Genomic DNA, 16,663 nt, shown 5'->3' on the forward strand with positions numbered 1-16,663 from the left:
ATCGGAATCCGGGATACCCCGGTAATTCGGGGCGGTGGGGTCCTCATTTCCTGTCCGGTGAGGCCCGCATCACCAGTAAGCCCCGGCGGGGACACCCCGGTCACGTTCCGGAAACTCGGGACTTGACACACCCGTAAACCCCACGTAAAAGCCCCTTTTCCCCTGCCTCCGCAGCAGGGGCGGACGAGTGCACGGGCCGTGTGAGAGCGCTACGCATGCCGCCGACCCGGGGCGGTGCCACGCTGAGGAGATGAAGGACATGAAGGAGCTACAGGGCGGGAATGGCATGGAGAGCACGAAGGGCACGACGCGGGATCGCGTGGCCAGAGCCCCGTCCCTGTGGCTCGCGGCGGCCGCCCTGGCCTGCGGCCTCCTGCCGGCCGCCGGTCCGGCCGCCGCCGCGCAGGAGACGGCAGGGCGGTGGGCGCCCGCTGCCGCTCCCTGTACGAGCGAGCAGCTCATCGCGAACAGCGCGCAGCGCATCGGCGGCACCCAGGTCCGGATCACCGTGATCAACGACGGCCCGGGGCCGTGCGTCCTGGCGGGATACCCCACCGTGGCCCTCGCCGGTCAGGGCTCGCCGGACCGCAACAAGCCCCTCCACGTGATCCGGCAGGGCCAGGCACGCGCCGTGCACCTCGCGGTCGGCGGCCGGGCCTCGACCCAGCTCACCTTCACCCCCGTGCTCGGCGAGGCCGACGGGTACTGCGCGTCCGGCGCCGGGCCCACCGTCGCGCCCTCGATCGTGCTGGGCGTGGGAGGAGGCGGCTTCCAGCTGGCGCCCGATGACGGCGGGCTCTTCGCACTCTGCGGCACCACCGTGCAGGCCACGGCCTTCCGCGGGAGCCGTTCCTGACTCGGCCCGGCTCCGCCCGGCTCCAGCCGACTCCGGCCGTCAGCGATCCGTAGGGACTCGGCCGGCCGGCCGCACTCCGGGCACCGAGGAGGCGCCCTTGCGGCTCACGCGGCTCAGCCGGTGAAGGAGCCGTGGCGGCCGGCTCCGCCCGCGAAGCGGTCGGCGCCGGCTCGGGTCTCCCCCGCGGTGAGCGGTACGAGGCCGTGCCGGTACTCGGCGGCCAGGGCCTCCGGCTCGGCCAGGCCGTGCTGCTCCCGTACGGAGAGCCGGTCGTGCCGCAGGCACACCTGCGGGAACCCGGCGATCTCGTGGGCGAGGAGCTCCGCCGACCGGCGGGCCTCCCCCGGCGGGACGAGACGGTTGACGAGGCCGAACCCGTACGCCTCGGCGGCGGTCACGGGCCGGCCGGTGAGGATCAGGTCCATCGCGCGGCTCTCGCCGATCAGGCGCGGCAGCCGCACCGTACCGCCGTCGATCAGCGGCACGCCCCAGCGGCGGCAGAACACCCCGAAGGTCGCGTCGTCCTCGGCCACCCGCAGGTCGCACCACAGGGCCAGTTCGAGTCCGCCCGCCACCGCGTGGCCGCTGATCGCGGCGATCACCGGTTTGGTCAGGCGCATCCGCGTGGGGCCCATCGGGCCGTCGCCTTCGCGCGTCACCTGGTTGCCGCGGTCGGTGCCGACGGCCTTGAGGTCCGCGCCCGCGCAGAACGTGCCTCCCTCGCCCCACAACACGGCGACGGACGCGTCCTCGTCTTCCTCGAACACACGGAAGGCGTCGGCGAGTTGGGCAGCCGTCGGGCCGTCGACGGCGTTGCGGACGTCCGGGCGGCTCAGGATCAACGTACGGACCGGTCCGTCACGTTCGATCCGGACGGCAGGCGGGTCGACGGGCGCCGTCCCGGGCGTTTCAGAGGTCGTGGCCACAGCGGAACTCCATGGGTTCGGTCCAGTGGTGCCGGCAGGTGCGGGGGAGGTACGAAGGACCACTCTGCAGCACGGCGCCGCGGGCGGTGCCCGGCTCCGGGATTCCGCCATGGAGCGACGCGGGCGGTCGAGCGGCGGGCGCCGGTGTCCGGTGCCAGGCTGGGGACGTACAGGATGCGCGGAAGGGAAGGCCCATGATCACCACTGACTTCGCCCCTGGATCCCCCTGCTGGCTCGACCTCGGCGCTCCCGACGTCGGCGCCGCCGCCGCCTTCTACGGCGCCGTACTCGGGTGGGAGTACGAGCCCATGGAGGGGGAGGACATGGAAGGCGGGATGTTCCGGAAGGACGGCAAGATCGTCGCCGGACTCGGCAAGCTCACCGAGGAGGGGGCGCGCTCGGCCTGGATGATCTACTACAGCGTCACCGACGCGGACGCCACGACGCAGGCCGTCGAGCGCGCCGGCGGCACGGTGCGGGTGGCGACCATGGACCTCGGAGAGTGGGGTCGCATGGCGCAGTACAGCGACCCGCTGGGCGGCCAGTTCGCCGTGTGGGAGCCGGGAAAGGACTCGGGTGTCGAGCTGGTGGACGAACCGGGTTCGCTGGCCTGGACGGAGCTGTACACGAGCGACGCGGCGGCCGCCAAGGACTTCTACGGTGGCGTCTTGGGCTGGCGGTTCAGCGACACGCGGATGCCGGGCGGCGGGGGGACGTACTCCCTCATCACGCCTGCCGGACTTCCCGAGGAGCGCATGCACGGCGGCCTCATGGAGGTTCCGGCGCAGAACCTCGCCCTGGCCGGGGGCCGGCCGTACTGGCACCCCGTCTTCGCCGTCACCGACTGCGACGCCGCGGTCGCCAAGGTCACCGAGAACGGTGGCAGCGTGCGGACGGGGCCCGACGACGCCGAGGGCGTCGGCCGACTGGCGGTCTGCCTCGACCCGTCGAACGCGGACTTCGTGGTGCTGGCCCGGGCCGGGAGCTGAGCTCCGGAGCTGCTGACGCCACGCCCACCTGAGGGTGAAGCCCCGCCGAAGATCGGCGGTGGCGCCCGCAGGACCGGAACACTGTGCCCCGGTACGGGCGTCCGTACCCCTGGCCTCCGGGAGCGGAACAGATGTCGAACGGAACGGTCCTGCTGGCACTGCGGGAGAATCCACTGGGAGGCGGCGTCAGCGCCGAGCAACTACGGCGCATCGGCAAGGAGTTGGAGAATCAGGCTCTGGAGCTGCGCTGGGCGCCGAGTGCGCGCGACGCACGGGCCGGCCTGCAGACCGAGGCCGGTCTCGCGGCGGCCGTGGTGGCCTGGGACCTGCCGCGTACGGCGGGTGGCGCGGTCGAGGAGGGGGGCGGCGGGGAAGTCCTGCGGCACATCGGGCGCCGCTTCAAGGACCTGCCGGTCTTCCTCGTGATGGCGGACGAGGCGGACCAGGACCTGGAGCGGCTGCCGCTGTGGGTCTCGGAAACGGTGGTCGGTTACATCTGGCCGCTGGAGGACACGCCGTCCTTCATCGCGGGCCGGGTCGCGTCGGCGGCCCGCGGCTACCACCGTGACCTCCTGCCGCCGTTCTTCAAGGCCCTGCGCCGGTTCGAGGACTCCCACGAGTACTCCTGGCACACGCCCGCCCACTCCGGCGGGGTCGCCTTCCTCAAGTCCCCGGTCGGGCGGGCCTTCTTCGACTACTACGGCGAGCGGCTGTTCCGCACCGACCTGTCGATCTCGGTCGGGGAGCTCGGGTCGCTCTTCGAGCACAACGGCCCGATCGGGGAGGCCGAACGCAACGCCGCCCGCGTCTTCGGCTCCGACCGCACCTATTTCGTCCTGCACGGCGACTCCACCGCGGACCGGATGGTCGGCCACTACAGCGTGACGACCGACGAGATCGCGCTCGTCGACCGCAACTGCCACAAGTCGGTCCTGCACGGGCTGGTGATCTCCGGAGCGCGCCCCGTCTACCTGGTACCGACGCGCAACGGCTTCGGCCTCGCCGGCCCCCTGCCGCCCGCCGTGACCGCCCCGGCGGCGGTGGCCGCGAGGATCGCGGCGAACCCGCTCACGGCCGGGGCCCTCTCCCCCGCGGCCCAGTACGCGGTCCTCACCAACTCCACGTACGACGGGCTGTGTTACGACACCGTCGCGGCGGCCCGGGCCTTCGCGCCGAGCACCCCGCGGCTGCACTTCGACGAGGCCTGGTTCGCGTACGCCCGCTTCCACCCGCTGTACGCGGGCCGCTACGGCATGGCCGTCGGACCGGACACCTTCCCGGACGCGACCGATGCCCGCCCGGGCGACGGTACGGGGCCGGGGCGGCCCACGGTCTTCGCGACGCAGTCGACGCACAAGCTGCTGGCGGCGCTCTCCCAGTGCGCGATGGTCCACGTGAAGTCGTCACCCCGGGCCCCGGTCGAACACGAGCGGTTCAACGAGGCGTTCATGATGCACGGCACCACCTCGCCGCTGTATCCCGCGATCGCCTCCCTGGACGTGGCCACCGCCATGATGGACGGCCCGCAGGGCCGGTGGCTGATCGACGAGGCCGTGACCGAGGCGATCCGGTTCCGTCAGGCCGTGGTCCGCACCGGGCGCCGCATCGCCGCCGCCGGGGACCGGCCGGGCTGGTTCTTCGGCGTGTGGCAGCCCGAGTCGGTCACCGACCCGGCGACCGGGGCGCGCGTCGCCTTCGCGGACGCGCCGCCGTCCCTGCTGAGCCGCGAGCCGTCCTGCTGGCACTTGGAGCCGGGCGCCGACTGGCACGGCTTCGCGGGGCTGAGCGAGGGCTACTGCCTGCTGGACCCGGTCAAGGTGACCCTGACCTGCCCCGGGGTGAGCGCCACCGGTCAGACCGGCGACTGGGGCATTCCGGCGCGGATCCTCACCGCCTACCTGGCGGCGCGCGGGATCGTCGTGGAGAAGACGGACAGCTACACCACGCTGATCCTGTTCTCGATGGGCATCACCAAGGGCAAGTGGGGCACCCTGATGGACGCCCTCATGGACTTCAAGGCCCTCCACGACACGGACGCGCCGCTGGACCGGGTCCTTCCGGGGCTGGTCGAGCGCTTCCCGCGCCGTTACGGCCGTACCACCCTGGGCACCCTGTGCCGCGAGATGCACGAGCACCTGACCCGCGCCGAGCTGATCGGCGCCCTCGACGCCGCCTTCCAGGAGCTCCCGGAGCCGGTCGCCCCGCCGCGCCACTGCTACCAGCTGCTGATCCGGGGCGGTACGGAACGCGTACGGCTGGCGGAGGCGGCCGGGCGGGTCGCCGCGGCGATGGTGACCGTGACCCCGCCCGGGATCCCCGTACTGATGCCCGGGGAATCCACGGGCGGTCCGGACGGACCGCTGCTGCGGTACCTGCGCGCCCTGGAGGCCTTCGACCGGAGCTTCCCGGGGTTCCACAGCGAGGCCCACGGGGTGAGCGTGGATCCCGAGAACGGCGACTACCTGATCGAGTGCGTCCGTACGGCCGCCGAGGGAGGGGGCGGTGACGCGCCGGACTACTCGCCGAGCTCGTAGTCGAACCAGATCCGGTGGGTGCCGTCCGCGTCGACGGCCATCCCGCCGGTCCCGGTGATCCCGGCCAGCGCACCCGTTCCGCTCGTCGGCACGACGGCGAAGAACTCCTGCTGCCTCCCTTCGCCCAGGGTCGTCGCGGAGTGCGCGAAATTGAAGGCGCCCGCCCGTCCGTGGAGCGCCCCCTCGAAGGACTCCATCGCGACGTACGTTCCCGTTCCGGTGGACTGGTCGAACGCGGCGGTGAACAAGGTGGCGGAGCGCCCGGTGACCTCGCCCTCGTACTCCTTGCGCATCGTCGCGACACCGACCGGCAGCGCCGTCTCGATCTCGGGGGCCGGTACCGCGGCCGGGGTGAACTCGGTGACTTCGAACGTTCCTGAGGCTCGCATCCCCGGATCGTATGGCGCGGCACTGACATCGCCACCGGACGCCCGCCCCCGTGATCCGTCGGACAGAACGCGGGGGGCACGGCACACCCACTTGCCCCACACGTGAGGTGTGAGATCCGCTCCGACCGGTTATCCGAGGACAGGTAACTCCACACTCCACGACAAAGGGGAAAGGGGAAGCCGTGGCGCGACCAAGCCAAGAGACCAGCTCCCGCGTCGGGCTGCACGTGAACGGCCGGAGGTACGAGCTCGACGTGGACCACCGCGTCACGCTCCTGGACCTGCTGCGCGAGCACCTCGGTCTGACCGGTGCCAAGAAGGGCTGCGACCACGGCCAGTGCGGCGCCTGCACCGTCCTGGTCGACGGCCGGCGCGTCAACGGCTGCCTGCTGCTCGCCGTCGCCCAGGACGGCACCCGCGTCACCACCGTGGAAGGGCTCGCCGACGACACACGGGGCCCGCACCCGCTCCAGGAGGCCTTCGTGAAACGGGACGCCTTCCAGTGCGGCTACTGCACCCCCGGCCAGCTCTGCTCCGCCGTCGGCCTGCTCGCCGAGGCCGCCGCCGACGCGGGCGGCGCGGACCTCAGCCGTACCGGGATCGCCGAGGCGATGAGCGGCAACCTGTGCCGCTGCGGCGCGTACCCCCGCATCGTGGACGCCGTCCGGGACGTGGCCGCGGCCTCCGAAGGCGCCGACCCGGCCGCGGACTCCGACCCGGCCGCGGACTCCGACCCGCCTGCGGGCTCCGATCCGACTGCGGGCTCCGATCCGGCCGAGGCCCCCGTAGCCGGGCAGGTGGTCGCGTGAAGCCGTTCGCGTACGTGCGCGCCGCCGGCCTTCCGGAGGCCGTCGCGGCCCACGGCGCACGGCCCGGCTCCCGCTACCTCGGCGGCGGCACCAACCTCGTGGACCTCATGAAGCTCGGGGTCGAAGCCCCAGACACCCTCGTCGACCTCACCGGGCTACCGCTCAATGAGGTCGAGGAGACCGCGGCCGGCGGCCTGCGCATCGGCTCCGGGGTGCGGGGCAGCGACCTCGCGGTCCATCCCCTCGTCCGTACGCGCTACCCGGCCCTTTCCCAGGCGCTCCTGGCCGGCGCCTCGGCCCAGCTGCGCAATGTCGCCACCACCGGCGGCAACCTGCTCCAGCGCACCCGCTGCCCCTATTTCCAGGACGTGGCCAAACCCTGCAACAAGCGGGAGCCCGGCACCGGCTGCGGCGCACGCGACGGTATCCACCGCGACCACGCCGTCCTCGGCCACTCCGCGCACTGCATCGCCACCCACCCCTCCGACATGGCCGTGGCGCTCGACGCGCTCGACGCGGCCGTCGAGCTCCATGGCGCGAACGGCGTCCGTACCGTCGCGGCGACCGACTTCCACCGGCTTCCGGGCGACCACCCCGAACGGGACACCGTCGTGGAGCCCGGCGAGATCGTCACGGCGGTCACGCTCCCGCCGGAGTGCGCGGGGCTGCCCTCGCGCTACCGCAAGGCCCGCGACCGCGCCTCGTACGCCTTCGCACTCGCCTCCGTCGCCGCCGTGCTCGACATCGCCGAGGGGCGCGTACGCCACGTCGCGCTCGCCTTCGGCGGGCTCGCCCACCGGCCCTGGCGGGCCACCACCGCCGAGGAACGGCTGCTGGGCGCCGCCCCCACCGAGAGGGCCGTGCGGGAGGCCGTCGAAGCCGAGCTCGACCGGGCGGAGCCGCTGCGCGACAACGCCTTCAAGGTGCCCCTCGCCCGCAATCTCGCCTGCGACGTGCTGAACTCCCTCGCCGCGGACCGCCCCGCCCGCGGAGCCCGCCCCTGAAACCCCGCTCCCACTCCCTCCTCTCCCTCCCACCCCCTCCCACGCTCCCCCCACACCCCTCCACCCCACCCCACCCCGTCCCGGATCGCGAGGACCCGCCATGGACTCCAGCCCCGCCGCCCCGGCGCCCGCCCTCGGCCGTCCCGCCACCCGCCTCGAGGGCCCGGACAAGGTCGCCGGACGGGCGCTCTACGCGGCCGAACACACCCCGCCGGGGCGGGTGTACGGATGGCCGGTCCCCGCCACCGTGGCCCGCGGACGCGTCACCGCCGTCGACACCGCCGGCGCCCTCGCCCTGCCCGGCGTCCTCGCCGTCCTCACCCCCTACGACGCGCCCCGGCTGGGCCCCGCCGACGACCCCACCCTCTTCGTGCTCCAGAACGCCGAAGTGCCCCATCGCGGCTGGTACGTGGCCCTGGCCGTTGCCGAGAGCCTGGAGACCGCCCGGGAGGCGGCCGCGGCCGTCCACGTCACCTACGACACCCAGCCCCACGACACGGTCCTGCACGCGGGCCATCCGGCCGCCTACACCCCCGAGCTGGCCAACGGCGGCCACCCCGCCCACCGCGAACAGGGCGACGCCGCCGCCGCGTTCGAGGCCGCGCCGGTCCGGGTGGACTGCTCCTACTCCGTGCCGCCGCTGCACAACCACCCCATGGAGCCGCACGCCGCCACCGCCCTTTGGGAGCCCGGCACCGCCGACGGTCCCGACACCCTCACCGTGTACGACTCCAGCCAGGGGTCCGGCCTCGTACGCTCCGCCCTGGCCTCCCTCTTCGCGGTGCCCGACGACCGCGTGACGGTGGTGTCCGAGCACATCGGCGGCGCCTTCGGCTGCAAGGGGACCCCTCGCCCGCACGTGGTCCTCGCCGTGATGGCCGCACGGCACACCGGCCGGCCCGTCACCGTCGCCCTGCCCCGACGCCACCTCCCGGCCGTCGTCGGCCACCGCGCGCCCACCCTGCACCGCGTGCGCCTTGGCGCCCGTACGGACGGCACGCTCACCGCCGTCGCCCACGAGGCCACCACCCACACCTCCCGCGTCCGCGAGTTCGTCGAGCAGGCCGCCGTCCCCGCCCGCGTCATGTACGCCGCGCCCGCCCTGCTCACCACCCACCGCGTCGTCCCCCTCGACGTGCCCACGCCCTCCTGGATGCGGGCTCCCGGCGAGTGCCCCGGCATGTACGCCCTGGAATCGGCCATGGACGAGCTGGCCGACGCTCTCGGCATCGACCCGGTCGAGCTGCGCGTGCGCAACGAGCCCGAAGCCGAACCCGACAGCGGCCACCCGTTCAGCAGCCGGCACCTGGTGGAGTGCCTGCGCGAGGGCGCGGCCCGGTTCGGTTGGGCCGCGCGGCGCACACCGCGCCGGGACGGCCCGCTGCTGATCGGCACCGGGGTCGCCGCGGCCACGTACCCGGCGTCCGCCGCTCCCTCTTCGGCGCGGGCACACGCCCTGGCCGACGGCACGTACCTCGTACAGACCAACGCCACCGACCTCGGCACCGGCGCCCGCACCGTCCTGGCCCAGATCGCCGCCGACGCGCTACGGGTCCCCCTGGACCGGGTGAAGGTGGAGATCGGACACTCCGCGCTGCCGCAGGGCTCGGTGGCCGGGGGCTCGACGGGCACCGCCTCCTGGGGCTGGGCGGTCCACGACGCCTGCACGAGCCTCGTCGGCCTCCTCGCCCGGCGCACCGGACCGCTCCCGGAGGCCGGCGTGTCCGTCCCGGCCGATACGACGGCCTCCGCCAAGCAGAAGTCCCCGTACGCGCGGCACGCGTTCGGCGCCCACTTCGCGGAGGTGCAGGCCGACACCGTCACCGGGGAGGTCCGCGTCCGGCGGCTGCTGGGCGTCTTCGCCGCGGGCCGCATCCTCAACCCGCTGACCGCCCGCTCCCAGCTCGTCGGCGGCATGGTCATGGGTCTGGGCATGGCCCTCACCGAACACAGCACCGTGGACCCCGCCTTCGGGGACTTCACCGAGAGCGACCTCGCTTCCTACCACGTCCCCGTTCACGCCGATGTGCCCGACATCGAGGTGCACTGGCTGGACGAGCACGACAAACACCTCAACCCGATGGGCAGCAAGGGCATCGGCGAACTCGGCATCGTCGGTACGGCGGCGGCCATCGGCAATGCCTTCCACCACGCGAGCGGCCGCCGGATCCGCGAACTGCCCCTCACCCCTGACCGCGTCCTGGCGGCCCTCGACGCCTGACCCGGACGGTCCTGGAACCGCGTGTGAAGGTGTGAAGGTGTGAAGGGAGGATGGACGCATGACGCACGTACTGGGAAGCCGCATCCTGCTTCGTCCCACCGATCCCGAGCGCTCCCGCGCCTTCTACGGGGACGTCCTGGGTCTCGCCGTCTACCGCGAGTTCGGAACCGGCCCGGAGCGCGGCACGGTCTACTTCCTCGGCGGCGGATTCCTCGAGGTGTCGGGGCGCGCCGAGGCACCGCCCGCGCCCGGGCTGCGGCTGTGGCTCCAGGTCGCCGACGTGCAGGCGGCGTACGAGGAACTGCGCGGCCGGGGTGCGGAGGTGCTGCGGCCTCCGCTGCGCGAGCCCTGGGGCCTGATCGAGATGTGGATCGCGGACCCGGACGGCGTGCACATCGCCGTCGTCGAGGTGCCGGCCGACCACCCGCTGCGCTCGCGCCCCTGAGTCCGGCCGGGGTTCGCCGTCGGCCGCATCGGATCCGGCGTCGGGCTGACCGAGGAACAGATCGAGGAGGCCGCCGAGTGCCGAGTTCATCCGGGACGACCGCCCTCGGGACCGGGGCCACGGGGAGCGGCTCGGCGGCTCCGGTCGAGAATTCACCCGTCAGGGGCCCGGAGCCGCGTGGTGCGGCCCGTCGCCGCGGCTGATGGGGCACTTTGGTACGCGGCACGCCGGTGGGCGGGCCATGTGACAGCGGGGACGTGGAGGTGCGACGTGGGTGACGACCAGGAGGATCGAGAGGACCGCTACGAGCTGGTGTTCGACACGGGCGAATCCGGGCCGGAAGCCGCGGACGTCGTCGTCGTCACCCGCACCACGCAGACGGGCCCCGGCGGCCATCCCGTCTACTGCGACGACACCGGGATCATTCGCGCCGAGATCAGCGACCAGGGCGAGCTGCGGATACTGCCCTCCGGTGGCCAGCAGGACCTGACCCGCCCCGTTCGCGCGCGCCGCCCCGCGTCCTGACCCGAGACAGGCCTCCTTCCGGCGTGACAAGCTGACGTCGTGCGCGTACTGATCGTGACCGCGGGGTCCTGGGGCGACGTCGCCCCCTACACCGGCTTGGGCACGCGGCTGCGTTCCGCGGGGCACGAGGTGACGATCGCCACCCACAGCCGCTTCGACGACGCCGTGACCGCCCGCGGACTCGGCTTCCGCCCCCTGCCCCTCGATCCGCGCGAGGAGCTGGCTTCGGCGGCCGGCCAAGGGCTGGCCAGGGCGGTCAGCGCGCCCGTGGCCATGGCCCGCCTGGTGGGCATGGCCCGGCAGTTCATCCCCCGGCTCACCGAGGGCGTCGTGGCCGCCGTACGGCAGGGCGCCGACGTGCTCCTGTCCTCCACGCTCACCGACCCCATGTGCTCGGCGCTCGGCGAGGCGACCGGGCTGCCCGCCATCGGCGTCTACCTGCAGCCGATCGAACCGACGGGCGCCTTCCCGCCGCTGGTCACCGGGGCCCGGTCGTTCGGACCGTACGGGAACAGGCTGGCGGCCCGGGCCATGCGGACCGCCACGGACCGCGTCTTCGCCCCGGCCGTGAGCGAGCTGCGACGCGAACTGGGCCTGCCCGCACCGAGGTTCGGCGGACCGCTCGGGCTGCCGCACGGGCGCACCGTCCTGCACGGGTTCAGCCCGACGGTCGTTCGCCGCCCGGCGGACTGGCCCGAAGCCCATGAGGTCTGCGGATACTGGTGGCCGGCGACGCGGCCCGACTGGCGGCCCGAGCCACGGCTGCTGGACTTCCTCGACGCGGGGCCCCCGCCCGTGTTCGTCGGCTTCGGCAGCTTCGTGACCGCCGACGCGGAGCGGCTGAGCGCGCTCGTATCCGAGGCCCTGCGACGGGCCAAGGTGCGCGGAATCGTCCAGGCCGGCTGGTCGGGCCTGCACGCCGAGGGCGACGAGCTGCTCACCGTCCAAGAGGTGCCCCACGCCTGGCTGTTCCCGCGCACCGCCGCCGTCGTCCACCACGCGGGCGCCGGCACCACGGCGGCCGGTCTGCGTGCGGGGGTCCCGGCCGTCCCGGTGCCGGTCCAGCTGGACCAGCACTTCTGGGCGGCCCGCCTCCACTCCCTGGGCGTCAGCGGTCCCCCGATCCGCTACCAACGCCTCACCGCGACCCGGCTGGCCGCCGCGGTGAGCGCGGCCACCCGTACCCCTGCCTTGGCGACCCGCGCCCGCCAACTCGCCGCCGCGCTCTCCCGGGAGGACGGCGCGGCGCGGGTCCTCACCGCGCTGGAGCGGCTGAGCTGACGGGACGACCGGCCTCCGACCAACGGCCTACGGGCCTACGGGCCTACGGGCCGGGCCAACGACGCGCGCCACGAGCGGGACATCAGCGGCTGTTCGTGTCACCGCCCTCGCGGCGCCTGCGGTTGCGCCGGCCGAAGGCCCCCGCCAGACCGATCAAACCACCTGTGATCGCACCGCCTACGAGGATGCGCAGCAGGTCTTCCATCGAATGCTCCCCTCTGGGTCAGGTCCGCCGTCGCCCGGTCCGCCCCGGCAGCCGGTCGAAGATCTCTCCTCGGGGCAGGGGCGTTCCACGGGCTCGGGTGCCTGATCGACTCCGAACGGGGACACTACCGACGTGCGGACGGCCTGGCTTGGACAAATTTGACCTCGCCCCTCACAGCGCGAGCGCCCCCTCCGCCACGCGGGCGGCAGCCATCTGGCCGGGGGTGGTCCCGCTCAGGGCGCGGAACTCGCGGTTGAGGTGCGCCTGGTCGTAGAAGCCGCAGGCGGCGGTCACTTCGGTGGGGTTCAGTCCCTCGCGGGTGAGTAACCGAACGGCCCGGTGGAAGCGCAGCACGCGGGCGGACGCCTTGGGCGTCAGGCCGATCTGTTCGGTGAACCGGCGGACCAGGTGGCCCTGGCTCCAGCCCACTTCGGCCGCGATCCGGCCGACCGGGATCGCCCCGCCGGCGCGGGACAGCAGCCGCCAGGCGTGGCTCACCTCGGGTGCGGGAAGCGGACCGCGCTCCAGGCGGGCGGACAACGCGACGTCCAGCAAGTCGAAGCGGGCCCCCCAGTCACCTGTGGCTTCCAGCCGCTCGACCAGTACTCCGAACTCCGGTCCGAGCACGTCGCCGAGCTCGACCACCCTGTTGGTCAGCTCGCTCATCGGCACGGCGAACAGCCGGAAGGCGCCCAGTGGAGTCAGCTCGAGCCGGATCGCCTCCTGGCCTCCGGGGTGGTCGCACACCCGGTACCCGTCCTCCAGACCCGCGACCAGCGAGCCGGTCACCTGACTGTCCGGGCCCGCGTCTCCCAGCCGGCGGATCCGGGCGAACGGCTCACCCAGGCTGATCACCACCACGGCCCGGCCGGTGGGTACGAGCCGCACGCGGTAGGGCGAGGCCGCCGCCTCCCAGTAGCCGGCGTAGCTGTGCACGAAGGGACGCAGCTGCGGGGGCCACGGCCGGGTCACCCGCCACCGGTCACCGACCCGGGTCACCTCGATCCCCTGACGGGCCACACCCGTGCTTCCTACCACCGGCATTTCCCCCTCCGTCCGGCGGCGGGGGCGTCCGGCCCCGGTGCGCCCCTGCCCCGCCCCGCGCCGCCCCGTCCCGTTCCGGTCACCTTGAGGGGCCGGCGTGCCTCGGCCCCTGCCACGCTTCCTGGTCGGACATCAGCATCGCAGAGGGACCGCGCGGCGGTTCGGGGGCTGCTCGAGGGAACCCTTTCGGGGTCTCTTTCCGGGTCTCTTTCCGGGTCTCTTTCCGAGTTCCCCCGGCCCCGCCCTCAGGAAGCCGTCCGGGCCACGAGGTCGCGTACGGTCGCCATGTCACTGAAGGGGAGCAGTTCCTCGCCCACGATCTGGTGCGGCTCACTGCCCTTGCCTGCGATCAGGACGACGTCCTCGGGCTGCGCCGCGGCCAGCGCGATCTCGATGGCCCGCCGCCGGTCGGCGGACCGCTCGTACGGCGTACCGGTGGCCACGATGCCGGGGGCGATCTGGTCCAGGATCGCCTCGGGGTCCTCGGTGCGGGGATTGTCCGAGGTCAGGACGCACAGGTCGGAGTGGGTCCCGGCGATGCGGCCCATCTCGGCGCGCTTGGTGGTGTCCCGGTCGCCGCCGCAGCCGAAGACGGTGATCACGCGGCCGCGGGCGAAGCCGCGGATGGCCGTGAGGACCTTGTCGAGGGAGTCGGGCGAGTGCGCGTAGTCCACGATCACCGACGTCCCGCCCGGGGTCGCGAAGCGCTCGAAGCGGCCCGGTACGAGCGGCATCTTCGCGAGCGCCTCGACCAGTCCGTCCAGGTCGTGCCCCAGTACGCGGCAGGCCGCGACGGCCGCGATCGCGTTGGACACCGAGAACCGGCCCGGGACCGGGATCGAGGCCGGATACTCCCGGCCGGCGTGGTGCAGCGTGAACCGCGTGCCCGAGGCGTCGGCGATGAGGTCCGTGGCCCGGAAGTCGGCCTCTTCGTCGAGGCCGTAGGTCGTCACCGCGTCCGGCATCATCTTCCGGATCCCGGCTCCCACGGCGTCGTCCACGTTGACCACGGCGTGCCGGCACAGCCCCTGGAACAGCCTCAGTTTGGCGTCCGTGTAGTGGGCCATCGTGCCGTGGTCGTCCAGGTGGTCCTGGGTCAGGTTGGTGAAGACGCCGACGTCGACGAACGTCCTGTCCATCCGGTACGTCTGCAGGGCCATCGAGGTGGCTTCGAGCACCACGCTGCCTGTGCCCTGGTCCCGCATGCGGCCCAGGAGGTACTGCAGGTCCGGCGACTCCGGTGTGGTCAGGACCGAGGGCGGCATCGGGATCATCTCGTCGCCGATGCGGCTGCCCGCCGTTCCGATCACGCCCACCGAGGCTCCCTCGGAGATCCTCAGCAGCGACTCGACCATGTAGGAGATGGAGGTCTTCCCGTTGGTTCCGGTGACCGCCACCATGTCCATGTGCCGGCCCGGTTCGCCGAAGTAACGGGAGGAGACGACCGCGGCCGCCTTGCGGGTGTCGGGCACGCGTACGACGCACACCTCGGGCACCAGCTCCCGCCCTGGGGGCGCGGCGGCGGCTCCCGCAGCGTCGACGATCACCGCCGCCGCACCGCGTGCGAGCGCCGCACCGATGGAGGCGGGGCCGCCTCCGCGGTGGCCGGGTACCGCGATGAAGAGCGAACCCGGCACCACCCGGTCGACGTCGAAGGTGGTGCCCGCGGTGATCCCCGTGGATTCGGCGTCGCCCTGGATGACGTGGTGCTCGTGGCCGGTCAGCAAGCCGCTCAGATTCACGGTGGTCCCTTTCGGAGGCGGCTACGGCCCGGCGTGCGGCCCTCGCCTTGCGGCAGCGCCGACGGAGCGTCGGCACTGCGGTGGTGTTGCGGGAGCAGGCGATGCCTTGCCCCGGGGGCGACGGGGCCGGGCCGGGCACGTGATCGGGCCGGGCCGCCGGGGCAGGTGTCCGTCGCGGGAGGTGATGAGAAAGGGTGCGGGAGGGGCGGGCCCTGGGCGCGGTGGGGGAAGCGCTAGCCGTGGCCGTGCAGGACGCCGCGGCCGACCGTGGGGGCCTGGCCGTCGGCGGCGGTCCGGGGGCTGACGCCCGCCCGGGCCGCGCAGGCCGCACGCGTGGCAGGGGTCGCCTGCGGCAGGCACTCCCCCGTGACGCTTGTGCGGTTCATGAGCCGAGTGTACGTGCGCTCAAGGGAGCCGTACGCCGCGTCGGCGCCGCCGCAGCGGGCGTCCGCCGCGCCGTCCCCGCTCCGCCGGCGGCGGTGCGCCTGATCCGGGCCCGGGAAAAGTGGTCCTGCGCTGCCCGGGTCGGTTCGGGCGTGGTTGTCCGGTTTCGCCCGCGACGAGACCTGCATGGCAGCCGCCGCCCAACAGCTCGACGCGTCCTGCGATGGCGTTGCCCGCCTGCTCGCAGTGCGTGCGGACGCCGCCGACCTGATCGATCCCGACCACCTGACCGACCGCATCGGGGAGCGCCGATGCCGCCTGGACGGGGCCTTCGCCAACGCCGGAGCCGGCGTCTTCCAGCGCACCGCAGAGGTGACCGAACGGGACCTCGACCACACCGTCGACGTCAACATCAAGGGCACCTTCTTCACCCTGAACAGGGCCAGAGCAGCCCTGCCGCTGCCCGACGCGGCCGGAGGCGGCTCGATGACCATGGACGCGTCGTGCCGGAACGCGCTCGCGGGAGTGTGGCCGCTCCTGCCCCCACGTGTTCGCGCGATCAGGCAACCGGAGCTCGCCCTCGCGTTCCTCCGCGCCGAGCGCGACCGCACAACCACGCGATCGCCGGCGGGCACGCGCTCTACCCACCGTGCCCGAGCATCGGCCGAGGAGTCCCAGTGCAAGGTGAACGAGTAGTGGCGCCCCAGCCGCCGCGAAGGCAGGCGTCCAGAGCGTCAAGGTTTCCGCCACGTTGGTACGCTCCGCCGATGGACATGATCGACATACCTTTCGGGACGACCGATTGGTCTCGCGTCGAGGCCACCGTGCACCCGGGCGAGACCGGCCAGGCGACGTGGCGCACCCGCGAGTTCGGGTCCCTGCGCGTGCGGATGGTCGACTACAGCCCCGGGTACCTCGCTGATCACTGGTGCGATCGTGGCCACATCCTGCTGGTCCTCGAAGGAACGCTCACCACCGAACTGGCCGGTGGCGAAAGCGTCACGCTCGCGGCCGGCAGCAGCTACCAGGTGGGGGACGACACCCGCTCGCACCGCTCCAGCACCCGAGACGGGGCCCGCCTGTTCGTCGTCGACTGAGTCCCGGCCCGCTCGACGGCGTGCCCCTCGTCCCGCGTCGGCCGGGGGACCCCCGGCACCACCACACACCGGACTCGGCTCTGCGAGCGCCCGCGCGCACCGGCACCCGTGCGCGGCCGCGCGACCTACGGGGGCCGCAGAGCCGCAACCGCGGTACGAAGCCGGTCGCCGACGCCCGGGGCCGGTGCGCCCGGCCCGCTCCGGGGCCGGTG

Annotated in this window: 17 protein-coding genes; 11 read left to right on the forward strand and 6 right to left on the reverse strand. The window is 73.5% G+C overall.

Features of this window, described 5'->3' with window-relative positions; all coding sequences use genetic code 11:
• Positions 1-250 precede the first annotated feature (250 nt).
• Positions 251-856 carry a DUF4232 domain-containing protein gene (locus tag J7E97_RS19455; protein WP_215028758.1) on the forward strand — a complete coding sequence of 202 codons (606 nt, stop codon included), beginning with the start codon at positions 251-253 and terminating at the stop codon, positions 854-856.
• A 113-nt stretch (positions 857-969) separates the two neighbouring features.
• On the opposite strand, the gene J7E97_RS19460 is transcribed toward J7E97_RS19455, so the two are convergent.
• Positions 970-1,782: a crotonase/enoyl-CoA hydratase family protein gene (locus tag J7E97_RS19460; RefSeq protein WP_308346586.1), complete on the reverse strand. Its 813-nt coding sequence runs from the start codon at positions 1,780-1,782 to the stop codon at positions 970-972.
• 194 nt (positions 1,783-1,976) lie between these two features.
• On the opposite strand from J7E97_RS19460, the gene J7E97_RS19465 reads away from it, so the two are divergent.
• Positions 1,977-2,771 (forward strand): VOC family protein, encoded by a 795-nt coding sequence (locus tag J7E97_RS19465; protein WP_215028763.1) that lies wholly within the window; start codon positions 1,977-1,979, stop codon positions 2,769-2,771.
• Between the two features lie 131 nt (positions 2,772-2,902).
• Complete coding sequence (locus tag J7E97_RS19470) at positions 2,903-5,305, forward strand: Orn/Lys/Arg decarboxylase N-terminal domain-containing protein (protein ID WP_215028765.1); 2,403 nt, start codon at positions 2,903-2,905, stop codon at positions 5,303-5,305.
• Here J7E97_RS19470 and J7E97_RS19475 read toward each other — a convergent pair.
• Positions 5,287-5,694, reverse strand: coding sequence for a DUF3224 domain-containing protein (locus J7E97_RS19475; protein ID WP_215028768.1), 408 nt, complete (start codon positions 5,692-5,694; stop codon positions 5,287-5,289). The two genes, J7E97_RS19470 and J7E97_RS19475, sit on opposite strands and share 19 nt — an antisense overlap.
• Before the next feature lie 182 nt (positions 5,695-5,876).
• Between J7E97_RS19475 and J7E97_RS19480 the strand changes: the two genes are divergently transcribed.
• From J7E97_RS19480 to J7E97_RS19505, 6 genes are all read left to right on the forward strand, one after another.
• Positions 5,877-6,503 (forward strand): (2Fe-2S)-binding protein, encoded by a 627-nt coding sequence (locus J7E97_RS19480; RefSeq protein WP_374224191.1) that lies wholly within the window; start codon positions 5,877-5,879, stop codon positions 6,501-6,503.
• The gene (locus J7E97_RS19485) at positions 6,500-7,507 is read left to right on the forward strand and encodes a xanthine dehydrogenase family protein subunit M (protein ID WP_215028769.1); all 1,008 of its coding nucleotides are present in this window, start codon (positions 6,500-6,502) and stop codon (positions 7,505-7,507) included. The genes J7E97_RS19480 and J7E97_RS19485 overlap by 4 nt, the downstream gene beginning before the upstream one ends.
• A gap of 100 nt (positions 7,508-7,607) precedes the next feature.
• Positions 7,608-9,728 (forward strand): xanthine dehydrogenase family protein molybdopterin-binding subunit, encoded by a 2,121-nt coding sequence (locus J7E97_RS19490; RefSeq protein WP_215028770.1) that lies wholly within the window; start codon positions 7,608-7,610, stop codon positions 9,726-9,728.
• A 58-nt stretch (positions 9,729-9,786) separates the two neighbouring features.
• Positions 9,787-10,173: a VOC family protein gene (locus tag J7E97_RS19495; RefSeq protein ID WP_215028772.1), complete on the forward strand. Its 387-nt coding sequence runs from the start codon at positions 9,787-9,789 to the stop codon at positions 10,171-10,173.
• 270 nt (positions 10,174-10,443) lie between these two features.
• Positions 10,444-10,698, forward strand: coding sequence for a DUF6296 family protein (locus tag J7E97_RS19500; protein WP_308346587.1), 255 nt, complete (start codon positions 10,444-10,446; stop codon positions 10,696-10,698).
• A gap of 39 nt (positions 10,699-10,737) precedes the next feature.
• A complete protein-coding gene (locus J7E97_RS19505; RefSeq protein WP_215028774.1) occupies positions 10,738-11,979 on the forward strand; it encodes a glycosyltransferase in 1,242 nt (413 codons plus the stop codon).
• 82 nt (positions 11,980-12,061) lie between these two features.
• On the opposite strand, the gene J7E97_RS36665 is transcribed toward J7E97_RS19505, so the two are convergent.
• The 4 genes from J7E97_RS36665 to J7E97_RS19520 form a co-directional block, all read right to left on the reverse strand.
• Positions 12,062-12,184 (reverse strand): hypothetical protein, encoded by a 123-nt coding sequence (locus tag J7E97_RS36665; RefSeq protein ID WP_285428424.1) that lies wholly within the window; start codon positions 12,182-12,184, stop codon positions 12,062-12,064.
• Between the two features lie 171 nt (positions 12,185-12,355).
• On the reverse strand, positions 12,356-13,204 hold the full coding sequence (locus tag J7E97_RS19510; protein WP_308346588.1) for an AraC family transcriptional regulator: 849 nt from the start codon (positions 13,202-13,204) through the stop codon (positions 12,356-12,358).
• 269 nt (positions 13,205-13,473) lie between these two features.
• On the reverse strand, positions 13,474-14,970 hold the full coding sequence (locus J7E97_RS19515) for a UDP-N-acetylmuramoyl-L-alanyl-D-glutamate--2,6-diaminopimelate ligase (protein ID WP_215028779.1): 1,497 nt from the start codon (positions 14,968-14,970) through the stop codon (positions 13,474-13,476).
• Positions 14,971-15,203: 233 nt separating this feature from the next.
• Positions 15,204-15,356: a hypothetical protein gene (locus tag J7E97_RS19520; RefSeq protein ID WP_215028782.1), complete on the reverse strand. Its 153-nt coding sequence runs from the start codon at positions 15,354-15,356 to the stop codon at positions 15,204-15,206.
• Positions 15,357-15,510: 154 nt separating this feature from the next.
• Between J7E97_RS19520 and J7E97_RS19525 the strand changes: the two genes are divergently transcribed.
• Together J7E97_RS19525 and J7E97_RS19530 are read left to right on the forward strand one after the other, a co-directional pair.
• Positions 15,511-16,050, forward strand: coding sequence for an SDR family NAD(P)-dependent oxidoreductase (locus J7E97_RS19525; protein WP_285428426.1), 540 nt, complete (start codon positions 15,511-15,513; stop codon positions 16,048-16,050).
• A 71-nt stretch (positions 16,051-16,121) separates the two neighbouring features.
• Complete coding sequence (locus J7E97_RS19530) at positions 16,122-16,451, forward strand: DHCW motif cupin fold protein (RefSeq protein WP_251054818.1); 330 nt, start codon at positions 16,122-16,124, stop codon at positions 16,449-16,451.
• Positions 16,452-16,663 lie beyond the last annotated feature (212 nt).

Source organism: Streptomyces sp. ISL-66 (assembly GCF_018614135.1).
Taxonomy (GTDB): domain Bacteria; phylum Actinomycetota; class Actinomycetes; order Streptomycetales; family Streptomycetaceae; genus Streptomyces.